At 72.3% G+C, this 25743-nt stretch carries 21 protein-coding genes; 9 read left to right on the top strand and 12 right to left on the bottom strand.

The window, feature by feature from the left end:
- Positions 1-56: 56 nt before the first annotated feature.
- Positions 57-395: a histone-like nucleoid-structuring protein Lsr2 gene (locus ACWD01_RS17000; protein ID WP_356897839.1), complete on the top strand. Its 339-nt coding sequence runs from the start codon at positions 57-59 to the stop codon at positions 393-395.
- On the opposite strand, the gene ACWD01_RS17005 is transcribed toward ACWD01_RS17000, so the two are convergent.
- Complete coding sequence (locus tag ACWD01_RS17005; RefSeq protein ID WP_451162461.1) at positions 374-937, bottom strand: SCO3374 family protein; 564 nt, start codon at positions 935-937, stop codon at positions 374-376. The genes ACWD01_RS17000 and ACWD01_RS17005 overlap by 22 nt on opposite strands.
- A gap of 431 nt (positions 938-1368) precedes the next feature.
- On the opposite strand from ACWD01_RS17005, the gene ACWD01_RS17010 reads away from it, so the two are divergent.
- The gene (locus tag ACWD01_RS17010; RefSeq protein ID WP_451162463.1) at positions 1369-3894 is read left to right on the top strand and encodes an ATP-dependent Clp protease ATP-binding subunit; all 2526 of its coding nucleotides are present in this window, start codon (positions 1369-1371) and stop codon (positions 3892-3894) included.
- A gap of 105 nt (positions 3895-3999) precedes the next feature.
- Here the strand turns inward: ACWD01_RS17010 and dacB are convergent, their stop codons facing one another.
- Positions 4000-5598, bottom strand: a complete 1599-nt coding sequence (gene dacB / locus ACWD01_RS17015; RefSeq protein WP_451162465.1) for a D-alanyl-D-alanine carboxypeptidase/D-alanyl-D-alanine endopeptidase — start codon at positions 5596-5598, stop codon at positions 4000-4002.
- A gap of 564 nt (positions 5599-6162) precedes the next feature.
- Between dacB and ACWD01_RS17020 the strand changes: the two genes are divergently transcribed.
- On the top strand, positions 6163-6852 hold the full coding sequence (locus ACWD01_RS17020) for a M23 family metallopeptidase (protein ID WP_451162467.1): 690 nt from the start codon (positions 6163-6165) through the stop codon (positions 6850-6852).
- Between the two features lie 86 nt (positions 6853-6938).
- On the opposite strand, the gene cseC is transcribed toward ACWD01_RS17020, so the two are convergent.
- The 6 genes from cseC to ACWD01_RS17050 form a co-directional block, all read right to left on the bottom strand.
- Positions 6939-8300: a two-component system sensor histidine kinase CseC gene (cseC, locus tag ACWD01_RS17025; RefSeq protein ID WP_451162469.1), complete on the bottom strand. Its 1362-nt coding sequence runs from the start codon at positions 8298-8300 to the stop codon at positions 6939-6941.
- A gap of 10 nt (positions 8301-8310) precedes the next feature.
- Positions 8311-9015 (bottom strand): two-component system response regulator CseB, encoded by a 705-nt coding sequence (cseB, locus tag ACWD01_RS17030; protein ID WP_451162471.1) that lies wholly within the window; start codon positions 9013-9015, stop codon positions 8311-8313.
- A gap of 21 nt (positions 9016-9036) precedes the next feature.
- Positions 9037-9705: a hypothetical protein gene (locus tag ACWD01_RS17035; protein WP_451162473.1), complete on the bottom strand. Its 669-nt coding sequence runs from the start codon at positions 9703-9705 to the stop codon at positions 9037-9039.
- On the bottom strand, positions 9693-10268 hold the full coding sequence (locus tag ACWD01_RS17040) for a SigE family RNA polymerase sigma factor (RefSeq protein WP_451162475.1): 576 nt from the start codon (positions 10266-10268) through the stop codon (positions 9693-9695). The genes ACWD01_RS17035 and ACWD01_RS17040 overlap by 13 nt, the downstream gene beginning before the upstream one ends.
- 171 nt (positions 10269-10439) lie before the next feature.
- Positions 10440-11354 (bottom strand): A/G-specific adenine glycosylase, encoded by a 915-nt coding sequence (locus ACWD01_RS17045; protein WP_451162477.1) that lies wholly within the window; start codon positions 11352-11354, stop codon positions 10440-10442.
- A gap of 364 nt (positions 11355-11718) precedes the next feature.
- The gene (locus ACWD01_RS17050; protein ID WP_451162479.1) at positions 11719-12366 is read right to left on the bottom strand and encodes a phosphatase PAP2 family protein; all 648 of its coding nucleotides are present in this window, start codon (positions 12364-12366) and stop codon (positions 11719-11721) included.
- 176 nt (positions 12367-12542) lie between these two features.
- Between ACWD01_RS17050 and ACWD01_RS17055 the strand changes: the two genes are divergently transcribed.
- Complete coding sequence (locus tag ACWD01_RS17055) at positions 12543-13382, top strand: hypothetical protein (protein ID WP_451162481.1); 840 nt, start codon at positions 12543-12545, stop codon at positions 13380-13382.
- Between the two features lie 28 nt (positions 13383-13410).
- Here ACWD01_RS17055 and disA read toward each other — a convergent pair whose 3' ends face one another.
- Positions 13411-14562 carry a DNA integrity scanning diadenylate cyclase DisA gene (gene disA / locus ACWD01_RS17060; protein ID WP_451162483.1) on the bottom strand — a complete coding sequence of 384 codons (1152 nt, stop codon included), beginning with the start codon at positions 14560-14562 and terminating at the stop codon, positions 13411-13413.
- Positions 14563-14606: 44 nt separating this feature from the next.
- The gene (gene radA / locus ACWD01_RS17065) at positions 14607-16049 is read right to left on the bottom strand and encodes a DNA repair protein RadA (RefSeq protein ID WP_451162485.1); all 1443 of its coding nucleotides are present in this window, start codon (positions 16047-16049) and stop codon (positions 14607-14609) included.
- A gap of 195 nt (positions 16050-16244) precedes the next feature.
- Here radA and ACWD01_RS17070 point away from each other — a divergent pair, with 195 nt between their 5' ends.
- Entirely contained in the window at positions 16245-17954 is a 1710-nt protein-coding gene (locus tag ACWD01_RS17070) for a BACON domain-containing protein (RefSeq protein WP_451162487.1), read from the top strand.
- Positions 17955-18204: 250 nt separating this feature from the next.
- Here ACWD01_RS17070 and ACWD01_RS17075 read toward each other — a convergent pair whose 3' ends face one another.
- A complete protein-coding gene (locus tag ACWD01_RS17075) occupies positions 18205-19014 on the bottom strand; it encodes a hypothetical protein (RefSeq protein WP_451162489.1) in 810 nt (269 codons plus the stop codon).
- Between the two features lie 40 nt (positions 19015-19054).
- On the opposite strand from ACWD01_RS17075, the gene ACWD01_RS17080 reads away from it, so the two are divergent.
- The 4 genes from ACWD01_RS17080 to ilvD all read left to right on the top strand — a co-directional run bounded on the left by ACWD01_RS17080 (position 19055) and on the right by ilvD (position 23444).
- Complete coding sequence (locus ACWD01_RS17080) at positions 19055-19984, top strand: Ppx/GppA phosphatase family protein (protein WP_451162491.1); 930 nt, start codon at positions 19055-19057, stop codon at positions 19982-19984.
- Between the two features lie 22 nt (positions 19985-20006).
- Positions 20007-20825, top strand: a complete 819-nt coding sequence (locus ACWD01_RS17085) for a sugar phosphate isomerase/epimerase family protein (RefSeq protein WP_451162493.1) — start codon at positions 20007-20009, stop codon at positions 20823-20825.
- On the top strand, positions 20822-21481 hold the full coding sequence (locus ACWD01_RS17090; RefSeq protein WP_451162495.1) for a TetR/AcrR family transcriptional regulator: 660 nt from the start codon (positions 20822-20824) through the stop codon (positions 21479-21481). The genes ACWD01_RS17085 and ACWD01_RS17090 overlap by 4 nt, the downstream gene beginning before the upstream one ends.
- Before the next feature lie 112 nt (positions 21482-21593).
- On the top strand, positions 21594-23444 hold the full coding sequence (gene ilvD / locus ACWD01_RS17095) for a dihydroxy-acid dehydratase (protein WP_451162497.1): 1851 nt from the start codon (positions 21594-21596) through the stop codon (positions 23442-23444).
- Positions 23445-23475: 31 nt separating this feature from the next.
- Here the strand turns inward: ilvD and ACWD01_RS17100 are convergent, their stop codons facing one another.
- Entirely contained in the window at positions 23476-25656 is a 2181-nt protein-coding gene (locus ACWD01_RS17100) for a serine/threonine-protein kinase (RefSeq protein ID WP_451162570.1), read from the bottom strand.
- Positions 25657-25743 lie beyond the last annotated feature (87 nt).

Raw genomic sequence — 25743 nt, forward strand, 5'->3', positions numbered from 1 at the left:
TCCAAGGAAAAGCGGTTTCCTTTCCGCGTACTGCATTTTCGATGAAAGGAAATCCGGTGGCACAGAAGGTTCAGGTCCTTCTTGTCGACGACCTCGACGGCGGCGAGGCGGACGAGACGGTGACGTTCGCTCTGGACGGCAAGACCTATGAGATCGACCTCACCACCGCCAATGCGGACAAGCTCCGGAGTCTGCTCGAGCCTTACGCGAAGAGCGGTCGCCGTACCGGCGGCCGGGCCGCGACCGGCCGCGGCAAGGGCCGTGCGGCGGCGGGCGGCGGCAACAAGGACACCGCGGAAATCCGCGCGTGGGCGAAGGCCAACGGTTTTGAGGTGAACGACCGGGGCCGTGTCCCTGCCACGGTTCGTGAGGCTTACGAGAAGGCCAACGGCTGAGCTCGCGTCTTTCGCGTATTCGTGCGCGTCATGCGCATAAGCCGGGCGCGGTGGCACTCCGTGGCCGCCGTGTCCACCAGCCGTACGAGATCGGGGGCACCCCCAATGCCCCCGAGTCCGGTGAGGGCCGGCAGTCGAAGGCGCCCCGCCGCAGGGGGGCGCAGCCACACGGCGGCTCCCTGCGGGGCGGAATGCCCGGGCGGTGGCGGGGCGGTGATCGCTCCGCCCGCGCCGAGGGCGGTCAGCTCGAGACCGACTCCGCGCCATTCCAGCCAGTCGAGCAGCCCGGGCAGCTCTTCCGCGCTGCCCGCGGCCACCAGCAGCTGCATGCTCGCCCCGGAGAGCGCCACGGGGCCGGTGACGGCCCCCCGGCGCAGTACGGCCGCTCCGGCGTCCGCGGGCAGCTCCAGCACGTCGAACCGGGTTCCGGTCGCCAGTCGCACGGGGCTGTCGTCCGTCGCGTTCCAGCCGAGCTCGCCGCGGTACCACTGCGCGGCGCGGCCCTCGGGGGGTGTGCGGGGGGACGGCACGGTGAAGGACATGCCACGGGAACTCCCGATCCGGCCCGGGAGTTACGCATGGTGTGGATCCTGTCGCGCACTGTCACGAAATCGGTGGCGCGCGAACGGGTGGAACGGCGCAAGGTTGTTCGCCCGTAGCTGAGGCGCGGGGGGTGCGCCGCATGGACTGTCGGTGCGGGCGGGTAAGACATCCCTAGTGGGGAGGGGCGACACGCTCGCAGGGCAGTCTCACGTTCGCCATCGGCGTAGTGGCGGTGGGGGTAACTGCCTGGCCTGCGGGAACATCGTCTCGCACCATCGGGTTGGAGCAGTTGTCGGCGTTCAGGGGTCAGGAGGCCACAGACGGGTGTCGGCAGTTGGAATGAGCGGTCCCCGCTTGCGGGACTAAGCTGCGGAAGGACAGGGAGGGGACCGACCCCTTACTGCCTGACCGCTCTGAGGAGCGATTAACGATGTTCGAGAGGTTCACCGACCGCGCGCGGCGGGTTGTCGTCCTGGCTCAGGAAGAAGCCCGGATGCTCAACCACAACTACATCGGCACCGAGCACATCCTCCTGGGCCTTATCCACGAGGGTGAGGGTGTCGCCGCTAAGGCCCTGGAGAGCCTCGGGATTTCGCTCGAGGCGGTCCGCCAGCAGGTGGAGGAGATCATCGGTCAGGGCCAGCAGGCCCCGTCCGGTCACATCCCCTTCACGCCCCGTGCCAAGAAGGTCCTGGAGCTGTCGCTCCGGGAGGCTCTTCAGCTGGGCCACAACTACATCGGCACCGAGCACATCCTGCTCGGCCTGATCCGCGAGGGCGAGGGTGTCGCCGCCCAGGTCCTCGTGAAGCTGGGCGCCGATCTCAACCGGGTGCGGCAGCAGGTCATCCAGCTGCTCTCCGGATACCAGGGCAAGGAGGCCGCCACGGCAGGCGGCCCGGCCGAGGGCACGCCCTCGACCTCCCTCGTCCTCGACCAGTTCGGCCGGAACCTCACCCAGGCCGCTCGTGAGTCCAAGCTCGACCCGGTCATCGGGCGCGAGAAGGAGATCGAGCGGGTCATGCAGGTGCTGTCCCGCCGTACCAAGAACAACCCGGTCCTCATCGGCGAGCCCGGCGTCGGAAAGACGGCGGTCGTCGAGGGCCTGGCGCAGGCCATCGTCAAGGGCGAGGTGCCCGAGACCCTCAAGGACAAGCACCTCTACACCCTCGACCTGGGTGCGCTGGTCGCCGGCTCCCGCTACCGCGGTGACTTCGAGGAGCGCCTGAAGAAGGTCCTCAAGGAGATCCGCACCCGCGGCGACATCATCCTGTTCATCGACGAGCTCCACACCCTGGTGGGTGCGGGCGCCGCCGAGGGCGCGATCGACGCCGCGAGCATCCTCAAGCCGATGCTGGCGCGAGGCGAGCTGCAGACGATCGGCGCCACCACGCTCGACGAGTACCGCAAGCACCTGGAGAAGGACGCCGCGCTCGAGCGCCGCTTCCAGCCCATCCAGGTCGCGGAGCCGTCGCTGCCGCACACCATCGAGATCCTCAAGGGCCTGCGCGACCGTTACGAGGCCCACCACCGGGTCTCCATCACGGACGAGGCGCTGGTCCAGGCCGCCACCCTGGCCGACCGGTACATCTCGGACCGCTTCCTGCCGGACAAGGCGATCGACCTGATCGACGAGGCCGGTTCCCGGATGCGCATCCGCCGGATGACCGCGCCGCCGGACCTGCGCGAGTTCGACGAGAAGATCGCCGGTGTCCGCCGTGACAAGGAGTCCGCGATCGACTCCCAGGACTTCGAGAAGGCAGCGTCCCTCCGCGACAAGGAGAAGCAGCTGCTGGCGGCGAAGGCCAAGCGGGAGAAGGAGTGGAAGGCCGGCGACATGGACGTCGTGGCCGAGGTCGACGGCGAGCTGATCGCCGAGGTCCTCGCGACCGCCACCGGCATCCCGGTCTTCAAGCTGACCGAGGAGGAGTCCTCGCGTCTGCTGCGCATGGAGGACGAGCTCCACAAGCGCGTCATCGGGCAGAAGGACGCCATCAAGGCCCTCTCGCAGGCGATCCGCCGTACGCGAGCCGGTCTGAAGGACCCGAAGCGCCCCGGTGGCTCGTTCATCTTCGCCGGCCCGTCCGGTGTCGGTAAGACCGAGCTCTCCAAGACGCTCGCCGAATTCCTCTTCGGCGACGAGGACGCGCTGATCTCCCTCGACATGTCGGAGTTCAGCGAGAAGCACACGGTTTCCCGTCTCTTCGGTTCGCCCCCCGGATACGTGGGCTACGAAGAGGGCGGCCAGCTCACCGAGAAGGTACGCCGCAAGCCGTTCTCCGTCGTCCTCTTCGACGAGGTCGAGAAGGCCCACCCCGATATCTTCAATTCCCTTCTGCAGATCCTGGAGGACGGTCGTCTGACCGACTCCCAGGGCCGCGTCGTGGACTTCAAGAACACGGTCATCATCATGACGACCAACCTCGGGACCCGGGACATCTCGAAGGGCTTCAACCTGGGCTTCGCCGCTCAGGGCGACGTGAAGTCGAACTACGAGCGGATGAAGGTCAAGGTCAACGAAGAGCTGAAGCAGCACTTCCGGCCCGAGTTCCTCAACCGCGTCGACGACACGGTCGTCTTCCACCAGCTCACCGAGGAAGACATCATCCAGATCGTCGACCTCATGGTCGCCAAGGTGGACGAGCGTCTCAAGGACCGTGACATGGGCCTCGAGCTCAGCCCCGCGGCCAAGTCGCTTCTCGCGAAGAAGGGCTACGACCCGGTCCTGGGCGCCCGGCCGCTGCGCCGGACGATCCAGCGCGAGATCGAGGACATCCTGTCGGAGAAGATCCTCTTCGGCGAGCTGCGCCCCGGTCACATCGTGGTCGTGGACAGCGAGGGCGAGGGTGAGGAGAAGAAGTTCACCTTCCGCGGCGAGGAGAAGTCGGCTCTGCCGGACGTCCCGCCGATCGAGCAGGCGGCCGGCGGCACCGGTCCGAACCTGTCGAAGGACGCGTAACGGCCCTGACGGCCGGCTGACGTGACGGGGCGGGCCCCGGACCCACACAAGGGTCCGGGGCCCGCCCCCTTTCGCGTGCCGTGACGTGCCGGGCCCTGAGAGGGCTCAGCAGGATGCGGGCTTGCGCCAGGAGCATTCCAGCGAGGCCTCCGGCTCCACGGTGCGGGCACGCGAGGGCGACGCGGCCACGATCGTGCCCCCAGCGGTGTCCGAGGACGCCAGGGTGGTGACGACGGCGTCCTCGATGCTCTTCACCGAGGAGGCGAGGTAGTTGTTGAGGACGACGCTGTAGACGAGTTCGCGGCCGCCGGCGTCGGTGACGTAGCCGGAGAGGGCCGACGCGCCCGTGAGGGAGCCGGTCTTGCCGACGGCGTTGAGCGCGGCCGGGGTGCCGCACATCCGGGAGCGCAGGGTGCCGCCGACGGCGCGGTCGCGTGCGCAGGCGACCGGGAGCGAGGCGTACCAGTCGTCGAACCACGGCGCGTCACGGACGCCGAGGAGCAGGGTCGCGAGCTGCTCGGCGGGGAACAGGTTCATCCGTGACAGTCCGGAGCCGTCGGTCTGGCGGAGCGTGGACGTGGTGACGCCCTCCTTCTCCAGCCGGGCGCCGATCGCCGCCAGGCCCGCCTCCCAGGTCCCCCGGCCGGAGACCTCGTGGCCCATGGTCTTGGTGAGTGCCTCGGCGTGCATGTTGTTCGAGAGCTTCATGAAGGGGTGCATCAGCTCCTTGAGCGGCATGGAGCGGTGCGCGGCGAGCGTGCGGGCGCCGGGCGGCGTCGGGCGGCCAAGCCGGGGGCTGCCGGAGATCCGTACGCCGTGGTCGGCCAGCGCGTCGGCGAACACGGCGGCCGCGTAGCCCGTCGGCTCCCAGACCGCGATCCACTCCTTGGCGGTGCTCGCGCCGACGGGCACGGCGCCGCTGACCGTGATCGTGTTGCCGCCGTGCTCACGGGACACGGACAGGGTGTCCGGGCGGTCCTGGGCGACCGTGGTGGCGGTGACGTCGAGGCGTACGTAGTCGGTGGGCGGTGTCAGTTTCACCCGGGGGCGGGCGCCGGGCCGGGTCCCCGGGGAGACCTCCACGACGACGGTGCCGGCGTCGTAGTCGGTGTCGGGGGCCAGGGTGAGCGCGGAGATCTGCGCGGAGTAGTAGGCGGACTCGTCGTCGGCCGCCCAGGAGCGGCCCAGGCGCTGGTCGTCGAAGCGCGTGTCGTCGGCCACGAGGCGTCCGGTGACGCGGTCGACGCCCGATGCGGCGAGGTCGGCGGCGAGCCGCCGGTAGTCCGCCGCGAGCAGCGTGGGGTCGCCGCTGCCGCGCAGATACAGGTCGCCGACGAGTGTGGAACCCTCGCGGCGGCCGGTGGTCAGCACATCGGTGGTGTAGCGGTGGTCGGGGCCCAGGACGGCCATGGCGGCGGCCGAGGTGGCGAGCTTGGTGTTGGAGGCGGGCATCAGCCGGTCCCCGCCGTCGCGCTGATAGAGGCGTTCACCGGTGGCGGCGTCCGCGATCACGACGCTCACTGCCCCGCCGTCCGTGCGCGGGTCGGCGAGGATCTTGTCGAGGGCGCCCTTGAGGCCGGTGTCGGAGGGGCCCGCCCCGGCGGGCGAGCTCCAGGTGAGGGTGCAGACGAGCCCGACGACGAGGGGCCAGGTCCGGGCGCGGTGCAGCGCGCGGCGGCGTACACGAACCAGGGGTCTACTCATGCCGAGGAGGATCCCGGAAGCGCCGCCTTCCCGGAAGGACGCGCGACGGGCCTTTCGGGCTGTGTCGGATGCCCTTCTGTGTGGCCCCGGTCACCGTAAAACCCCTTTTCGCGGGGGTAACCGGCGCTTTCCGGACGGCCCGTGCGCGTGGCCTGAGTCACGATTCCGGGGCTTCGGGAAGGGCCGCTCCGTGACAAGGCGCACAGGCGATTTGGGGCCTACTAGGCGGATTAGTGAATGGTTTATCCCTTTTGCCCTATGAGGTGGAGTCGCCCGGTCCGGGACCTTCGGCCTCCGGGGTCCCCGGTAGGGGCAGGTGGGTGTCGTTCCCGCCGCCCCATGGCCTGGAAGTGGGGTTAAACCGTCTTGAGCGGGGCATAAGCGGCCCCTTCGCCGGGCGGTCGGCAGGGGTGGGCGTGGCAGTCAAGAGGCTTATTTCCGCTCCCTTCACTACGACCGGATGTCGTAGATGGGTGGTTTGAGGCGACTTGGGGGCTCGGGTTACCAATGTGGAGCCAGCCCGGCGAGCGTGCCGGGTTCATTCACGCCCGGAGGTTCTCCCGTATGTCGAAGCGCACCATGATCCACCAGCTCCGCCCGTCCGTGCTCCGTACCCGTGGTGCTGTCGTGGCCGCCGGAATGGGTGCCGTGATGGTTGTCGGAGCCGGTGCGGGTGTCGCCTCCGCCGACGCGGGCAAGGCGGCCAAGCCGGCCGTCGTGGACGCCGCTTCCGCCGTCGCCGCCCAGGCCGACGCTCAGGCGAGCGCCGCGAAGGCGAAGGCCGCCGCGGCCGCCGCGAAGGCGGAGACCGCGAAGAAGCCCGCCAAGAAGACCCCGTCCTGGGTCAAGCCGGTCAGCAAGTACACGCTGACCGCCAGCTTCGCGCAGGGTGGCGCCATGTGGTCCGCCAAGCACTCCGGCCAGGACTTCGCCGTGCCGATCGGCACCCCGGTCAAGGCCGCCGGCGCCGGCACCGTCGTCAAGGCCGGCCCGAACGGCGGCGGCGACGGCCCCGCGTACGGCAACGCCGTCGTGGTCAAGCACAACAACGGCAAGTACTCGCAGTACGCGCACCTGTCGAAGATCAACGTCAAGATCGGCTCGAAGGTCAAGGCCGGCCAGACCATCGCGAAGTCCGGCAACTCCGGCAACTCGTCCGGCCCGCACCTGCACTTCGAGATCCGTACGACCCCGAACTACGGCTCCGCGCTGAACCCGATGGCGTTCCTGCGCTCCGCCGGCGTCAACCTCTGACGTACGACTGAGGCACCCCTCCGGCTCGACGGCCCCGCCCACCCGGGCGGGGCCTCAGCCGTTCCAGGCGCCCTTCCGCGCGAATCTCAGCCCTTTCCGCGCGAGCGCTTCGGCCCGCGCGGCCCGCGGTCCGTCCGCGGGTGCAGCACCGGGAAGCTCCCCGTGTTCGTCGGCGCGTGCTCCGGCAGCCAGAGCACCGCGACGGCACCGCCGGAGCGTCCCGGCGGCGTCGTGCCCTCCGGCGCGGCGTTGCGGAACGTCAGCCGCGCCCCGAGCACCCGCGCCTGTCCCGCCGCGATCGTCAGCCCCAGGCCGTGACCGGGGGCGGCGCGATCGCTCGCTCCCGTACGGAACCGGCTCGGCCCCTCCCGCAGCAGCGCCTCCGGGAACCCGGGGCCGTGGTCCCGCACCCGGACCACCCGGCCCTCCACGGTGACCTCGATCGGGCCCCGGCCGTACTTGGCGGCGTTGGTGAGCAGATTGCCCAGGATGCGCTCCAGCCGCCGCGGGTCGGTGTTGACCCAGGAGCCGTGCACCACCCGGACCTCCGCGTCGGGGTGGAAGACGGCCACCCGGCGCGAGACGAACTCGCCGAGCTGGATCTCCTGGAGCTCCGCCCGCTCGGAGGCGCTGTCCAGTCTGGCCACCTCCAGCACGTCCTCCACCAGCGTCCGCATGGCCTGTGCCCGGTCCCGCACCAGCTCGGTGGGCCGGCCCGGCGGCAGCAGCTCGGCCGCCGTGAGCAGGCCGGTGACGGGGGTGCGCAGCTCGTGCGCGATGTCCGCGGTGACGCGCCGCTCGGCCTCGATGCGCTCGTTCAGCGCGTCGGTGAGCGCGTCGACGGCCCGGGCCAGGTCGTCGGTCTCGTCACGGACCACGCCGCCGATCGCCTCCCGCACCCGCACCTCGTGGTTGCCCTCCGCCACACGGCCCGCCGCCGCGGCCGCCTTGCGCAGCCGGCGCGAGAGCTGCCCGCCGATCAGGACGCCGAGCGCGGAACCGCCCAGCACGACCGAGGAGGAGCCGATGATCAGGGCCCGGTCCAGGTCCTGCATGATCACGGCGCTGCGGCCGGCGAACGCGGTGTGCAGGGAGAGCACGTCCCCGTCGGCCAGGGGCACGGCCGCCCAGATCTCCGGCGTTCCGTCGCGGCCCGTCTCGACGTAGGACCCCCGTCGCTTCTCCCTCATTAGACGCTTCAGCGCGGCGGGCAGCGCCGGGTCGTTGATCTTGCTGTTGAAGCGCGGGTCCCGGTTCTTCGACGTCTCGTACCAGCGCTGGGCGAGCAGCACGCGGTCCATCTGCACATCACGGGCGTTGTCGAGCATGGAGACCCGGGCCGCGTTGTGCACCACCAGGCTGAGGGCCATCGCGATCAGCGCGCCGACCGCCGCGATCGCGATGCTGATCTTCCACCGGACGCCGGTGCGCAGGACAAGACGCCTCATGCCGGGGGCCTCACGCCTTGAGCTTGTAGCCGAAGCCGCGGACCGTCTCGATCCGGTCCTGACCGATCTTCGTCCGCAGCCGCTGCACATGGACGTCCACGACCCGGGTGTCGCCGCCCCAGCCGTAGTCCCAGACCCGCTCCAGCAGCTTGTCGCGGGAGAGCACGGTGCCGGGGGCGGCCGAGAACTCCAGCAGCAGCCTCATCTCGGTCGGCGTCAGGGACACCGGCCGGCCTTCCCTGAGCACCTCCATGCCCTCGGTGTCGATCATCAGGTCGCCGAAGGTGAGCGGCCCGCCCTGGGTCTGCTGCCCGGCCGCGGAGCCGTCGCCCGCAGGGCCGCTCGCGTGGCCGAAGCGGCGCAGCACGGCGCGGATGCGGGCCACGAGCACGGCGCCGTCGAACGGCTTGGTGACGTAGTCGTCCGCGCCGGCCTCCAGGCCGAGCACCACGTCGATCGAGTCCGCGCGCGCGGACAGCATGATCACGGGAACCGTCGACTCGTCGCGGATACGGCGGCACAGGCTCACCCCGTCGAGCCCCGGCACCATCACGTCCAGCAGCGCGATGTCCGGCCGGTCCGCGCGGAAGGCCTCCAGGCCCAGCAGGCCGTCGGGCACGGCGGTGACGGCGAAGCCGTCCCGTTCCAGCGCGAGCTGGGTGGCCTCGCGGATGACATCGTCGTCCTCCACGAACAGGACATGGGTCTCGGCCATCCGGCAGCTCTCCCCGCTCTCTCAGTTCTCGCCGGGCGCGGGCGCCTCCGTGGCGACCACCTCGCCCTCGCCGACCGCACGGCTGAATTCGTTGCGCACCCAGAACTCCCGGGTGAACTTGCCGTCCGACCAGCGGTAGGTGCTCACTTCCTCGCCCGACGGGTCGGACACCGGGTCGTCCCCGGTGTACACCTGCTTGGTCACCACCAGGTCCCCGCGGTCGACCGCCGAGTAGACCGCCGGCTCCTCGACGGCGAAGACGTTCTCGTAAGCCTTGTCCGTCTCCCGGTACACATACGTGCCAAGGCCGACCGCGTCACCGCAGGTCAGCACGTTGACGATGACGTCCGGCGTGCCGTTTCCGGTGAGCTGGGCGTACGAGGTGTCGACCGGGTACGCGTTCTTCGCGCACGGCCGGAGATCGGCCTTGACCCGCGAGCTGACCTTCGGGTCGGCCAGCAGCAGCTTGACCGCGTCCACCGACTCCGTGAAATGCCCCGGGCTGCCGGACGGCACCGGAGAAGGGGTCGCCCTGCTCGCCGCCTCCGAGGGCGCCGCGCCCTCGTCCTGCACCCCGGTACCACCGGTGGAGCAGCCGACCACGAGCAGGACGGCGGCGACGAGCCCGGCCGTCGCCGTGCCGCCCGCCGCCAAGGTCCTGCTCCTGCCACTGCGTCTCAGGCCGCGCACCGCTCCTGCTCCCGTTCGTCACGCCGATGGGCCGTCCGCCGCGTCTCGCGGCGCTCCAGGGAGCGGGCGTCCAGGTCCCGTGCTTCGAGCTCCTGACGGAGCCGGGCCAGCGCCCGGTGCAGCGTGCTCTTCACCGTACCGGCCGACATGCCGAGCGCGGCAGCGGTCTCCTCGGTGCTCATCTGCTCCCAGTGCCGCAGCACGACCACACTGCGCTGCTTGGGCGCCAGCACCTTGAGCACGTCCATCAGCAGGGCACGGGCGGCGCGCTGCTCGCTGCCGTCGTCGACGCTCGCGTCGGGCAGCTGCTCGGTCGGGACCTCGTCGAGCTTGCGGGCCCGCCACCACTCGGTGCGCGTGTTGATCATGACGCGGCGGAGGTAGGCGTCCGCGAGCGACTTGTCCGCGATGCCGTCCCAGCGGCCGTAGGTGCGGACCAGGGCGGTCTGCAGCAGGTCCTGCGCGTCGATCGGATCGGGCACGAGGCGACGGGCGCTGCGCAGCAGCGCCTCCTGCCGGGTGCGTACGTACTCCTCGAATTCGAGCACCTCGCCGTGCGCCATTCCAACCGCCTCCGTCCCCGTGAACCCCGTGTGTCCTTGCGTCACAAGAACCTACGGAGCGGTTGTCACGGCGCTGTGCGGAGCAGCCGTCGGACGGCGCACGGCCGTCCATCGGTTGTGTAACAGCGGATGTTTCAGGTGCGGCGGTCGTGGGGTGACGAACTCGCGCGGTCAGGTCAGCGGGAGCCGGTAGTGACCGTTCTCCAGCGGCTCGACCAGCCCGTCGGAGACGAGCCCGTCCAGCGCACGGCCGCGCTGCACCGGCTCGTGCCAGACGGCGTCCAGCGCCGACTGCGGCACCGGGGTCACCGACTCGCGCAGTACGGCCAGCAGCCTGCCGCGGACCTGGCGGTCCGTGCCGGCGTACGTCTGGCCCCGGCGGGCCGGCCCCTCGTGCGCCGGCTTGCCCGCGAGGCGCCAGGCGCACCGGTCCGCGATCGGGCAGCGGGCGCAGTCCTCGTTCTTGGCCGTGCACACCAGCGCGCCCAGCTCCATCGACGCCGCCGCCCAGCGTGCCGCCGTCCGCTCCTCCTCCGGGAGCAGCAGCCGCGCGAGCTTCCGCTCCGCGGCGGTCGTCGCGTTCGGCGGGTACTGGATACCGGTCGCGGCGCGGGCGAACACCCGGCGGACGTTGGTGTCCAGGACGGCGTGCCGCTGCCCGTACGCGAACGAGGCCACGGCCGCCGCCGTGTACTCGCCGATGCCCGGCAGCGCGAGGAGCTGCGCGTGCTCGGGCGGGACCTCGCCGCCGTGCCGCTCCGCTATCGCCTGCGCGGCTCCGTGCAGACGCAGGGCACGGCGCGGATAGCCGAGCCGGCCCCAGGCGCGGACGGCCTCGCCGGGTGCCTCCTGCGCGAGGTCGGCGGGGCGCGGCCAGCGGGCCAGCCACTGCTCGTACACGGGCAGCACCCGGCTCACCGGAGTCTGCTGGAGCATGAACTCGCTCACCATCACACCCCACGCGCCGGCCTCGGGGCGACGCCAGGGCAGGTCGCGGGCGTGCTTGTCGAACCAGGCGATGACGGGGGTGTGGAGCGAGGCGGGATCGAGGGTGTCGGACGTCTGGGTTACGTGAGTGACAGTCATGGCACCCCGATCCTGGCACGTCCGCGGTTGCGGGGGCGGCATCCGCCTGCCGGGGCCGCCCGCGCGTCCCTCCCCGAACCGGGTCTCCGCCCCGGGGCCCGGCCGGTCCTTGGGCCCCGGCCCCGGGGGCGTCGCTTCGGGCTGGGGCCTCGGGCCCGGTGCCGCGCTTCGCGCGGTGGCCTCAATCTCCCCCTACGGCCTGGCGGCCGTGGAGATACCCCCAAGGCGGGCGGGAAATGCCGCTGCGCGGCAACCAGCCGGCCGGGCAAGCCCGACCTCGCTGCGCGAAGCAGGAGCGCCAATGGGGGCAACTCAAGCCTCGCCGGCGTTTGAGGCGCGGGGCCGGGCTGAGCCCGGGGGCGGGTCAGGCGTGGGGCTCGTACGCGGCGCGGGTCTGGGGGGCGCGGGGGCCCGGGCCCGCGAGCCAGAGTGCCAGGGGGGCACGGCTCGTCCGCATCGTGGTGAGGAGCGAGCCCGCCGGCCGGACCAGAAGCAGCGTCACCGCCGTCGCGACGGCCGCGCCGAGCAGCAGGCCCGTCAGCACGTCGTGCGGGTAGTGGACGCCCACGAAGACCCGGGAGAAGGCCATCAGCAGCGCCATCGGCACGGTGAGCAGCGCGATCCGGGGCCAGGCGAGGGCCAGCGCGATCGCCGCCGCGCCCGCGATCGCCGCGTGGTTGCTCGGGAAGGACCAGTCGCCCGTCGGCGGGCACGGCACCAGTGACGCCGCCGCGTCCGCGACCGTGCGGCACGGGCGTTCCTCGTCCACGACCGACTTCAGCGACTCGCTGACGACATAGCCGACGGCCGTCGCCAGCGGAGCGAGCACCGCGCGGGCGACGGCCCGGGTGTCACCGGTCCGCGAGCGCCACCAGGCCACGACGAACAGCACCCCGAAGAGCAGGAGTCCCGCCTCCGTCCACAGTTCGGCCAGGTGCTGCACCCAAGAAGGAGTGGTGTGGGCGAAGTCGATGATGTCGCGGTAGAGATCGCGGGTGATGCTGCTGTCCATGGTCACGGACCGTACCTGCTCTGGGGTGACCATCACCTTTGGCGATCGGCGGGGAACACCCCTGACGAAAGTAACGGCCTTGCGGAACGCGGTCCGTGATGATGATCGGCAGAGTTTGGGAAGTACGGCGGCGGGTGGGGCGGGAGTTGGCCCCGATCTCTCGTAGAGTTTGGGCCGTGGGATCTCTGCGCAATCCGATCGGGCCGCTCCCCTCCTCCATCTACTGGCGACGGAGGGCAGTCGCGGCGTCGTTGGCCGCGCTCCTCGCGGTGCTGATCGTGTGGGCCGTCAGTTCGGCGGGAGGCGACGGCGGGGCGGACGGCAAGGGCGCCGGCGGTACGACCCCCGTTCCCACGATCACGCCCGGCCCCGACCAGTCCGGTAACCCGATCACCGAACAGCCGGGCGGACGCGACGAGTCGGGCACGGGCGGGGACGACGGCGAGAACGGCTCCGATGGCTCGACCGGTTCCGGTGACGCCGCAGGCTCGGCCGGTTCCGGCGGCTCCGGCGGGAGTTCGGACGGTACGACGGACGGCGCCACCGGCGGCACCGCGGCCGGCGGCGCGTCGGGCGGCGGCTCCGCCGGACGGCCCGTACCGGCCGGCTCGACGCTCCCCAACTGCGCCCCGGGATCACTCAAGTTCGCGCTGAGCAGCGCCAAGGTGGCCTACGAGCCGGGCGAGAAGCCCGTCTTCCGTCTCGCCGTCACCAACTCCTCCGCGACGACCTGCAAGGCGGACTTCGGCCCCAGGTCCGCCGTGATCACGGTGACCGACTCCGACGACGAGACCGTGTGGTCCACCAAGGACTGCCCGAGCCCCGCCGGAAGCCGGCTGCTCCAGGTCCCCGCGAAGTCCACGATCACGCATACCGTGGAGTGGGACCGTGAGCGGAGCGCGCCGCAGTGCGCGACGCCGAAGGGCGGCGCCGTCGGGGCGGGCACCTACCTGCTGGAGGCCACGTTCCCCGGCGGGACGGTGCTGCCGGCTTCCTTCCGCCTCGAGAAGGGCTGAGTCCGGCCCGGAACCCCGGACCGGTCGCTCACACGTACCGTTCGAGGATCGAGGACTCCGCGAGCCGCGACAGGCCCTCCCGCACGCTGCGGGCCCGCGCCTCGCCGACGCCGTCCACCGCCTGAAGGTCGTCGACGCTGGCCGCGAGCAGCTTCTGCAGCCCGCCGAAGTGCTCGACCAGCCGCTCGATGATCGCGCCGGGCAGCCGCGGAACCTTCGCCAGCAGCCGGTAACCCCGCGGGGAGACCGCGGAGTCGAGCGTCTCGGGCGAGCCGCTGTAGCCCAGTGCCCTTGCCACCGTGGGCAGTTCGAGCAGCTCCGCGTGGCTGAGCGCGTCCAGCTCGGCCAGTGCCTCCTCGACCGTGCGGGGGCGCTGGGGGCCCCTACCAGGCGCAGCTCTGGGGGAGGTGGGCTCGGGGACGTAGTCCCGGACGACCAGCTCGCGCTCCGGCTCCACGCCCGCGATCAACTCGTCGAGCTGGAGGGCCAGCAGGCGGCCGTCGGTGCCCAACTCGACCACGTACTCGGCGATCTCGGTCGCGATGCGGCGCACCATCTCCAGACGCTGCGCGACCGCCGTGACGTCCCGGACCGTGACGAGGTCCTCGATCTCGAGCGCGGAGAGCGTGCCCGCGACCTCGTCGAGGCGGAGCTTGTACCGCTCGAGGGTGGCGAGGGCCTGGTTGGCGCGGGACAGGATCGCCGCCGACTCCTCCAGGACCCGGCGCTCCCCGTCCACGTACAGCGCGATCAGGCGCATCGACTGCGACACCGACACGACCGGGAAGCCGCACTGGCGGGAGACGCGGTCCGCGGTGCGGTGGCGGGTGCCCGTCTCCTCCGTGGGGATCGAGGCGTCGGGGACCAGCTGCACGCCGGCCCGGTGGATCTTGGAGATGTCCTTGTCGAGGATGAGCGCGCCGTCCAGCTTGCACAGCTCGCGCAGCCGGGTGGCGGTGAACTCCACGTCCAGCACGAAACCGCCGGTGCACATCGACTCGACGGTCTTGTCCATGCCGAGAACGATGAGGCCCCCGGTGTTTCCGCGGAGGATGCGCTCCAGGCCGTCGCGCAGCGCCTTGCCCGGTGCGACGGCGCTCAGGGCGGCGCGGATCAGCGCTTCGTTGCCGGAGCCTCCGCCGGACTTTCCGGGTGCTGATGCCCCGTCCTTGGCTGCCACTGCACTCCTCCGGCTCGTACGGGTGGGCGAGACCAGGGCAAAGTCTACCGGCGAGCCTCCTCCTCCCGGGGGGCCTGTGCCCGCTCTGCGCGCGAGGCGCCGCCGGAGCCGCCCTGACGGCCCCTCGGCAGTACCCGTAGAGCATCGCCCATGTCCGCGACTTCTGTGACCCTCATACCCGGCGGGATCTTCCCGGGATCGCACGGGACCAGGGCCTGGGTGAAGCCCAGCCGGTGCGCCTCAGCCAGTCTGCGCTGGACGCCGGTGACCCTTCTGACCTCGCCCGCGAGGCCGACCTCGCCGATCGCGACCAGGTTCTTCGGCAGCGGGGTGTCGCTCGCGGCCGACGCCAGGGCGAGCGCGATCGCCAGGTCCGCGGCCGGCTCCGAGAGCTTCACGCCGCCGACCGTGGCGCTGTAGATGTCCCGCTTGCCGAGGGCGGTGATCCGGCCCCGCTGTTCGAGCACGGCCAGCATCATCGACACCCGCGACGTCTCCAGACCGGACGTGGTGCGCCGGGGGGAGGGGATCTGGGAGTCGACGGTCAGGGCCTGGACCTCGGCGACCAGCGGACGGCGGCCCTCCAGGGTCACGGTCAGACAGGTGCCGGGGACGGGCTCCGCGCGGCGGGTCAGGAAGAGGCCGGACGGGTCGGCGAGGCCGGTGATGCCCTCGTCGTGCAGTTCGAAGCAGCCGACCTCGTCGGTCGCGCCGTACCGGTTCTTCACGCCGCGGACCAGACGCAGCCGGGCATGGCGGTCGCCCTCGAAGGAGAGCACGACGTCCACCAGGTGCTCCAGCAGCCGGGGACCCGCGATCGCGCCGTCCTTGGTGACATGGCCCACGAGCAGCGTCGACATGCCGCGCTCCTTGGAGGCGCGGATCAGCGCGCCCGCGACCTCCCGGACCTGCGCCATGCCGCCGGGGGCGCCGTCGATCTCCGGGGAGGCCACGGTCTGCACCGAGTCGAGGATCAGCAGGGACGGCTTCACCGCGTCGAGGTGGCCCAGCACGGCGGACAGGTCCGTCTCCGCCGCCAGATAGAGGTGGTCGTGCACCGCCTTGATCCGGTCGGCGCGCATCCGGACCTGGCTCGCGGACTCCTCGGCCGTCACATAGAGGGTGCGGTGCTCGTCGCTCGCCGCCTTCGCCGCGACGTCGAGCAGCAGCGTCGACTTGCCGACGCCCGGCTCGCCCGCGAGCAGCACGACGGCGCCGGGGACCAGGCCGCCGCCGAGGACGCGGTCCAGCTCGGCCACACCGGTGGAGCGGGCGGTCGCCTGCCGGCCGTCGACCTGGCCGATAGGCAGGGCGGCGCTGGAGACGCGGCCGGCGGCGGTGGTGCGGACGGCGGGCGCGCCGTACTCCTCGACCGTCCCCCATGCCTGGCACTCGGGGCAGCGGCCGAGCCACTTGACGGCCGTCCAGCCGCACTCCGTGCAGCGGTAGGACGGCCGGTCCTTCGCGGTTTTCGTACGGGCAGCCATGCGCACACCGTAACCGGCCCGTCTGACAGCGCTGTCGTTCCGCCGGAAGGAGGAACGGTTCGTCCGCCTGTTCGGCAGCGCATTCGGGCAGCGGCACGCTTCTGCTGTCCCCCTTCGAGGGAACTGTTCACCCGTAGGGATTAAAAGTGTTCAAGGGGTACGAACGGGCTGTGGTCCTGCCCCTACGGTCACGGAGTGACGAGCAGCAGGCTGGAGCCCCCTACCCACACCACCGGCGCACACCGGGCGCACCGACGCGCCCCCCGTACGAGCCCCGGACGCCCGCCCGCACGTTACGAGCCGTACCTGGACGGCCTGTTCACCTACTGCCTGTCCGTGCTGTGCGACCACGACGCGGCCACGGCGGTCCTCGGTGACGTGCTCGCCATCGCCGAACGCCAGCACGGGCGCTGCCCGGCCGGCGCGGCCGAGCGCACGGCCTGGATGTACGCGCTCGCGCGGTGGGCGTGTCTGCGCCGGCTGACCGAACAGCGGCGCAGGCGCCAGGGCGCGCACACGGGGCGGGCGGCCGTCTCCGAGGAGACCGCACCCCGCGTGCCGCCGGAGACCGCGCGGCGCCGGCGCGCCGAACTGGCCGTGCTGGCCTGGCCGGAGGCCGCCGGCACCACGCCCGAGCAGCGCGAGGCGCTCGAACTCGCCGTACGGCACCGGCTGGAGGCGGGCCAGGTCGCCGCCGTCCTCGGCGCGGAGCCGGCGGCCACGCGCGGGCTCCTCGCCGCCGCGGCCTGCGAGGTCGAACGGACCCGCGCGGCGCTGGCCGTCGTCGAGACCGGCAACTGCCCGGCCGTCGGCCGGCTCACCGGCGACAACCGGGTGCTGCTCTCCGCGGCCCTGCGCCAGGAGCTCGTGCGGCACGTCGACGACTGTCCGCGCTGCCGGCGCGCGGCGGAGCGCGCCGGCGCGGGCGGGCCGTGGCCCGGCTCCGCGGTCTCCCCGGCGGCGCTGCCGCTGGTCGAGGCGCCGCGGTCGGCGGCGTACCTGGCGATGCAGCACGTGCCGAGGGCGCGGGCGGGCGGGCCGCGCTTCGGGCCCACCGGTTTCCCCCTGGACCCCAAGGACCATGCGGCCCGGCGTGACCGGCTGCGTGCCAGAGCCGTCACGACGACGGTCGTGGCCACGGTCGTCGCTGCCCCCGTGCTGGCCCTGTGGGCGGCGTACCGGGGCGCGCCGCTGACGGGGGAGGCGCGGGGGCCCGCGGCCAGCGCGGGCGAGCGGGCGGACGGGGGCGGGTCGGCAGTCGACCCGTACGACCACTACGAGAACGCGGGCAACGCGAGCGTGACGCCGGACCCTCGGTTCAGCGCGAACCGGCGTTCGCCGGACGTCTCGGTCGAGGTCGTCAGCACGGACGGCACTGTGCCGCCGTCCGGTCCCGGGCACATCGGCCCCGGCCGGATCACGGTCGAGGCGGAACCGGCCGGTGACAGCACGCGCATCACGCTCACGGCATCGGGCGGATCGCCGGTGCGCTGGGCGGCGTGGACGGACGCGAGCTGGCTGTATCTGAGCCGGTCGTCCGGCACGCTGGGCCCCGGCGAAACGATCACTCTGTACGTGACGGTCGACCATACGCGCGAGCCCGCGGGGGCGTGGGTGGCGCGGGTCGGCGTCGATCCGTCGGGGGCGGTCGTGTCGATCCGGGGGTACGGGGACGTGGCGAGTACGCCGCCGCAGTCGCCGTCCCCGCCGGACCCCGATCCGACGTCGCCGTCGTCCCCGCCGCCGTCGTCGTCCGACCCGGACCCGGACCCGGACCCGGATCCGTCGTCGCCGTCGTCCCCGCCGCCGTCGTCGCCGTCCCCGTCGGACCCGGACCCGGCCCCGACCCAGCCGGAGCCGACGGCCCCACCGTCGGAACCGTCGGTCCCGCCACCGGCGGACTGACACGGGGCTTCCCCCGGGCCCCGTACGACCTCCGGGCGGGCGGGGTCCCCGGGGTTCCGTCCTCGCGGGCCGCGCTTCGCCTGGGCCCGGTACCGCGCTTCGCACGGTGGCCTCAATCTCCCCCTACGGCCTGGCGGCCGTGGGAGGTGCCCCCAGGCCGGGCTTGAGTTGCCCGGCCCAGCCTCGCCCGACGCCTCACCGGCCGGGCTGGATGTGCCCAGCCCCGCCGGCGATTGAGGTGCGACCCGGCTCAGGAGGGGTCCGCCGGGTGGGGGGCCAGGAGGGGGAGGGTGGTGGAGAGGCGGGACTCGCAGAGGTCGGACAGGACGTCGTACGCCGCCTTGCCCATCAGCTCCGTCAGCTCCGGGCGGTACGTCACGTACACCGGGTCCCCCGCGCCGTGCGCGGACGTCGCCGAGGTGCACCACCAGTGCAGGTCGTGACCGCCCGCGCCCCACCCGCGGCGGTCGTACTCGCCGATGGAGACCTGGAGGACGCGCGTGTCGTCGGGCCGGTCGATCCACTCGTACGTGCGCCGCACCGGCAGCTGCCAGCAGACGTCCGGCTTGGTCTCCAGCGGCTCGCGGCCCTCCCGCAGCGCCAGGATGTGCAGCGCGCAGCCCGCGCCGGCCGCGAACCCCGGGCGGTTCTGGAAGATGCACGAGCCCTCCCAGCGCCGGGTCTGGCGCTCGCCGTCGTCCTCGTCCTCCTGGACCCAGCCGCCCTTGCCCGTGCCGACGTCGTGGAACTGCCACACCTCCGGTGTGAGGCGGGCCACGTGCCCGGCGACGCGCTGCTCGTCCTCCTCGTCGGAGAAGTGCGCCCCCAGCGTGCAGCAGCCGTCGTCCGCGCGCCCCGCCTGGATGCCCTGGCAGCCGCTGCCGAAGATGCACGTCCAGCGCGAGGTCAGCCAGGTCAGGTCGCAGCGGAAGACCTGTTCGTCGTCCGCCGGATCCGGGAACTCCACCCACGCGCGGGCGAAGTCCAGACCCTTCTCGTCTGCTTCGATCTCGGTCAACGGGTTGGCTTTGCCCGGCTTCGCCTTTTTCGTCTTTGGCACAGGTCCAGCGTATGCGCGTGGCCGCAGTAGCGTTCCGTCCATGAGACTCGGAGTCCTCGACGTCGGTTCGAACACGGTTCACCTGCTGGCGGTGGATGCCCACCCCGGCGCACGGCCGCTGCCCGCCCACTCCCACAAGGCGGAGTTGCGCCTCGCGGAGCTGCTGGACGCGGACGGGGCGATCGGCCCCGACGGGGTGGACCGTCTCGTCGCCACCATCACCGACGCCCTCCAGGCCGCCGAGGACAAGGGCTGCGAGGAGGTCCTCTCGTTCGCGACCTCCGCCGTGCGCGAGGCCACCAACGCGGACGCGGTGCTGGCGCGGGTCAAGGAGGAGACCGGTGTGGTGCTGACGGTGCTCAGCGGTGAGGAGGAGGCCCGGCTCACCTTCCTCGCCGCCCGCCGCTGGTTCGGCTGGTCGGCCGGGAAGCTGCTCGTCCTCGACATCGGCGGCGGCTCCCTGGAGATCGCGTACGGCATCGACGAGGAGCCCGACAAGGCCGTGTCCCTGCCGCTCGGCGCCGGGCGGCTCACCTCGATGCTGCCGGGCGACCCGCCGGACATGCGCGACGTGAAGGCGCTGCGCCGCCATGTGCGGGCCGAGATCGCCCGTACGGTCGGGGAGTTCACCCGCTTCGGGAAGCCCGATCACGTCGTGGCGACGTCCAAGACCTTCAAGCAGCTCGCCCGGATCGCGGGTGCGGCGCGTTCGGCGGAGGGACTGTACGTACAGCGTGATCTGAGTCGCAGTTCGCTGGAGGAGTGGGTGCCGAAGCTGGCCGGCATGACCGTCGAACAGCGGGCCGAGCTGCCCGGCGTGTCCGAGGGCCGGGCCCGCCAGATACTCGCGGGAGCCCTGGTCGCGGAGGGTGCGATGGACCTTTTCGGCGTGGAGGAGCTGGAGATCTGTCCGTGGGCGCTGCGCGAGGGACTCATCCTGCGCCGTCTCGATCACCTCACTACCGGCTAGTTCGGCCCCGTACCCTGTCTCCGTGGCAGAACCAGTCGTGCGTATCCCGGATGCGAAGGTTGTCCTGTCGACGGCTTCCGTCTATCCGGAGTCGACGGCGACCGCCTTCGAGGTCGCCGCACGCCTCGGCTACGACGGCGTCGAGGTCATGGTGTGGACCGACCCGGTCAGTCAGGACATCGAGGCCCTGCGCCGGCTCTCGGACTACCACCGGATGCCCGTCCTCGCCGTGCACGCGCCGTGTCTGCTGATCACCCAGCGGGTGTGGTCCACCGACCCGTGGGTCAAGCTCCAGCGGGCGCGGGCCGCGGCGGAGAAGCTGGGGGCGTCGACGGTGGTCGTGCACCCGCCGTTCCGCTGGCAGCGCCAGTACGCCCGTGACTTCGTCAGCGGGATCTGGCGGATGGCGGACGAGACGGACGTGCGGTTCGCCGTGGAGAACATGTACCCGTGGCGCTACCGGGACCGCGAGATGCTGGCGTACGCCCCGGACTGGGACGTCACCAAGGACGACTACCGCCACTTCACGATCGACCTCTCGCACACCGCGACGTCCCGTACGGACACCATGGCGATGGTCGACCGCATGGGGGACCGGCTGGGCCATGTGCACCTCGCCGACGGCAAGGGGTCCGCGAAGGACGAGCACCTGGTGCCGGGCCGCGGGGACCAGCCGTGCGCCGAGCTGCTGGAGCGGCTCGCGCGGACGGGCTTCGACGGCCATGTCGTCGTCGAGGTCAACACGCGGCGCGCCATGTCCGCCGCCGAACGCGAGGCCGACCTCGCGGAGGCGCTGGCCTTCACACGGCTGCATCTGGCGTCGGCCAGCCGTATCTCATGACGCAGGAGCGCAGGGGGCGCGGCCGCCCGGCCCGCAGGGCGGCCGGCGAGGGCCCGGGGGCGCGCGAGCGCATCCTCCAGGCGGCCCGTGACGAGTTCGCGGAGCGCGGCTACGACAAGACGACGATGCGCGGCATCGCCAGGGCGGCCGGAGTCGACGCGGCGCTCGTCCACCACTACTTCGGTACCAAGGACGACGTCTTCGCGGCCGCGATCGAGGTCTCCTTCGAGCCCGCGACGGTCGTTCCGCAGATCCTGGGGCAGGGCGCGGCCGGCATCGGCGAGCGCCTGGCGCGCTTCTTCATCGGCGTCTGGGAGAACCCGGCGTCCCGTGCCCCGCTGCTCGCGATCATCCGCTCCGCGCTGACGCACGAGGCGGCGGCCAAGGTGCTGCGCGGCTTCGTGCTGCGGCATCTGCTGGAGCGGGTGGCCGCGGAGCTGGACGTGCCCGATCCGCGGTTCCGGGCGGAGCTCGCCGCCTCCCACATGGTCGGCATCGCGATCCTGAGGTACGTGATCCGGGTGGAGCCGCTGGCGTCCGCCGATCCGGAGGAGATCATCCGGATCGTGGCGCCCACGCTGCAGCGCTATCTCACGGAGGCCGACCCGGCGGGCCCGGCGGGCCCGGCGGGATCCGCCGCGGCGACCGGAGACTGAACCAGTTGTCCCGCATTGCGGACATGCTGTCCAGATCCTGGAGTGGCGGCGTACGCTCGACACAGACCCATCTGTCCTGAAGGACGCCAAGGACGCTAAGGAGCGAGCGACGATGCCCGAGCTGAGGTCCCGCACTGTCACCCACGGCCGGAACATGGCGGGCGCCCGCGCCCTTATGCGGGCGTCGGGCGTAGCGAGCGAGGACATCGGCAAGCCGATCATCGCCGTCGCCAACTCCTTCACCGAGTTCGTGCCCGGTCACACCCACCTCCAGCCGGTGGGCCGGATCGTCAGCGAGGCGATCAAGGCGGCGGGGGCGGTGCCCCGGGAGTTCAACACGATCGCCGTCGACGACGGCATCGCGATGGGCCACGGCGGCATGCTCTACTCGCTGCCGTCGCGCGACCTGATCGCCGACTCCGTCGAGTACATGGTCGAGGCGCACTGCGCGGACGCGCTGATCTGCATCTCCAACTGCGACAAGATCACCCCGGGGATGCTCAACGCGGCCCTGCGGCTGAACATCCCGACCGTCTTCGTCTCCGGCGGCCCGATGGAGTCCGGCCGGGCGACCCTGGTGGACGGCACGGTCCGCACGCTCGACCTGGTCGACGCGATCTCGGACGCGGTCAACGACAAGATCTCGGACGAGGACATCCTCCGCATCGAGGAGAACGCCTGCCCGACCTGCGGTTCCTGTTCCGGCATGTTCACCGCCAACTCGATGAACTGCCTGACCGAGGCCATCGGTCTCTCCCTGCCGGGCAACGGCTCCGTCCTCGCCACCCACACCGCCCGCAAGGCGCTGTACGAGAACGCCGGCGCGACGGTCGTCGACATCACCAAGCGGTACTACGAGCAGGGCGACGAGTCCGTCCTGCCGCGCAACATCGCCACGATCGCGGCCTTCGAGAACGCCATGGCCCTCGACATCGCCATGGGCGGCTCGACCAACACGATCCTGCATCTGCTGGCCGCCGCCCAGGAGGCGGGCGTCGAGTTCGGTCTGGACGAGATCGACGCCGTCTCCCGCCGGGTGCCCTGCCTGGCGAAGGTCGCGCCGAACGTCGCCAAGGACCGCACGTACTACATGGAGGACGTCCACCGGGCCGGCGGCATCCCCGCCCTGCTGGGCGAGCTCCACCGTGCCGGGCTGCTGAACGAGGGCGTGCACTCCGTGCACAGCCCCTCCCTCGCGGACTGGCTCAAGACGTGGGACGTGCGCGCCGGTTCGCCGTCGCCCGAGGCCGTCGAGATGTGGCACGCGGCGCCCGGCTGCGTCCGCTCCGCGACCGCCTTCTCCCAGTCCGAGCGCTGGGAGGCCCTGGACGAGGACGCCGAGAACGGCTGCATCCGCTCCGCGGAGCACGCGTACTCCAAGGACGGCGGACTCGCGGTCCTGCGCGGCAACCTCGCCGTCGACGGCTGCGTCGTGAAGACCGCCGGCGTGGACGAGTCCATCTGGACCTTCGAGGGCCCGGCCGTCGTCTGCGAGTCCCAGGACGACGCCGTCGACAAGATCCTCCGCAAGGAGATCACCCACGGCGACGTCGTGGTGATCCGCTACGAGGGCCCCAAGGGCGGCCCCGGAATGCAGGAGATGCTCTACCCGACGTCCTTCCTCAAGGGCCGCGGCCTCGGCAAGACCTGCGCCCTGATCACCGACGGCCGCTTCTCCGGCGGCACGTCCGGTCTCTCGATCGGCCACGCCTCCCCGGAGGCCGCCTCGGGCGGCACGATCGCGCTCGTCGAGGACGGCGACCGCATCCGTATCGACATCCCCGGCCGCACCATCGAGCTGCTCGTGGACGACGCCACGCTGGCGGCCCGCCGCGAGGCCCTCGGAGGCGTCTACGCCCCGAAGTCCCGCGAGCGCAAGGTGTCCGCCGCGTTGCGCGCGTACGCCGCGATGGCGACGAGCGCCGACAAGGGCGCCGTCAGGGACGTCTCCAAGCTGGGCTGACGCCCCGAAACGTCGGCGGGACCCGGTGTGCTCACCAGCGCGCCGGGTCCTTCGCGTCCACGGCGAAGACGGAACCGTCGGGGGCGGTGGCGTACACCGTGCCGCCGGCGACGACCGGTGCGGGCAGCAGGGACGCGAAGGTGGAGCCGTCGTCGGCCATCCGCAGCCCCGTCTGTCCCACGACCCTGCCCTGCGCCGCGTCCACGGCGAGCAGCCGCCCGTCGGCGGCGGAGAGAAAGACCGCGCCCGCCCCGGCGACCGGGCGTGACAGATGGGCGACCCCGGTCTCCAGGCGCCACAGCTCGGCGTCCTTCGCCCCGTTGCCCGCCCCGGCCGTGTCGACGGCCGTGAGCGAACCCCCGGCGCCGGCGATGTAGACCACCCGCTTTGCGACCGTGGCCTGTGCCTGGTCGGCCGGGACGGTCAGCGGGATCCGCCGTACGGGGCGGTCGGCGGCCGTGGTGTCGAGCGTCACGACCGCGCGGGTGAGGCCGTCGGGGCCGGTGGAGAGCAGCTGCAGGGAGCCGCCGGAGAGCCCCGCCGGTGTCAGCGAACCGGTCAGCCGCCTGGTCCAGAGCAGTCCGCCGCTCCTCGGGTCGACGGCGCTGATCAGGGTCGTCGACCCGTCGGCCGAGGGCGCGGCGGCGATCGCGGGTCCGTCGCCGTCGGAGGGGGAGACCCAGTGGGCGCCCCGCCCGCCGTGCCGCTTCCGCCAGCGCTCCTCGCCCGTCGCCGCGTCGACGGCGCGCACCAGCCCGGCGTCGGTCACCAGCAGGACCGTGTCACCGGCGGTGAGGACCGTCGCGTACGCCGGGACGTCCAGGTCCCAGCGCGGCTCGCCCGTCACCGGGTCGAGCGCCTCGTAGCGGCCGGCGCCGGGGGTCACCACATGCAGCAGCCCGCCGGCCAGGTGCGGCGCGAGGCCCTCGTCGCTCTGGCCGGCGGCGCCCTCGGTGTTCTCCGCGCCGGTGGACCAGACGGAGGTGCCGTCGGCCGGGTCCAGCCGGGCGGCCTTCACCCCGGGGGCGGCGCAGTAGAGGGCGTCGTCGCCGCCGGCCGAGCACACCGGGGTGACGCCCTGGGCGCCGTCCTGAAGGGCGACGCTCCAGGGGCGGAAGCCCGGGTCGGCGGGGGGCTTCACGCGGGAGCCGTCGTCGGTGGACGCGCCGATGGCGATGGCGCCGGCCGACGCCAGGACGGTGAACGCGGTGGCCGCGAGCGCCCAGCGGGTGCGGCGGCCGCGCCGGCGCGGAGCCTCGTCGGCCGCCGCCGGGTCGGAGGCGGGCTCAGAAGCGGCGGGCTCCGCACCGGAACGCACGCGCCTCTCGGCGGTGTCGTGTTCACGCGGTACCGGGATGTACGCCTGGGTGTCGTACCCGGCGGAGGGCGACGACGCGCGCAGCGCGACCATCAGCTCGTACGGCGTCGGCCGGTCCCGCGGGTCCTTCGCGAGGCAGCGCGACAGCAGCGGGAGGAGATCCTCCGGCACCCCCGCCAGGTCCGGCTCGTTGTGCACCACCTGGTACGCCACTATGTACGGGCTGTCGGAGTCGAACGGGCCGCGTCCGGTGGCCGCGTGGACCAGCACCGCGCCCAGCGCGAAGACGTCCGCCTCCGGCCCCACCTCGCGGGGCCGCTGGAACTGCTCGGGCGCCATGAACGGCGGCGTGCCGATCAGCTTCCCGGTCTCGGTGCGCAGATCGCTGTCGACGGGACGCGAGATGCCGAAGTCGATGACTTTCGGCCCGTCTTTCGCCAGCAGCACGTTGCTGGGTTTGAGATCCCGGTGCACCACGCCGGCGCGGTGGATGTCGCGCAGCGCCTCCGCCAGCCCCGCGCCCGCTCTGCGGAGTTCGGCCGGATCCAGCGGTCCGTTCCGCTTCACCCGGTCCGCGAGTGTGGGGCCGTCGATGAACAGGGTGGCCATCCAGGGCCGGTCGGCGCCCGGGTCCGCGTCGACGACCGGCGCGGTGAACGCGCCGCTGACCCGGCGGGCGGCGGCCACCTCCTGCCGGAAACGCGCCCTGAACTCCGGGTCCATGGCGTGCTCGGCGTGGATGACCTTGACCGCGAGCCGCAGGCCGGAGGCGGAGGTGGCCAGATGGACGACGCCCATGCCTCCGTTGCCCAGGCATGCTTCGAGCCGGTACTGGCCGGCAAATTCCGGATGCTCCGCTTCCGGGAACGGCCCGGTGCTGCGCAGCGGTGGCATCTCCCACCCCCGTCTGATGGTGCGCACGCGCGACGCTCGGAGCCTAGTCGATGATGCGTGCGATCCAGCCATGGGTTGCTAGCCTGC

The sequence above is a fragment of the Streptomyces sp. NPDC002835 genome (assembly GCF_053591995.1).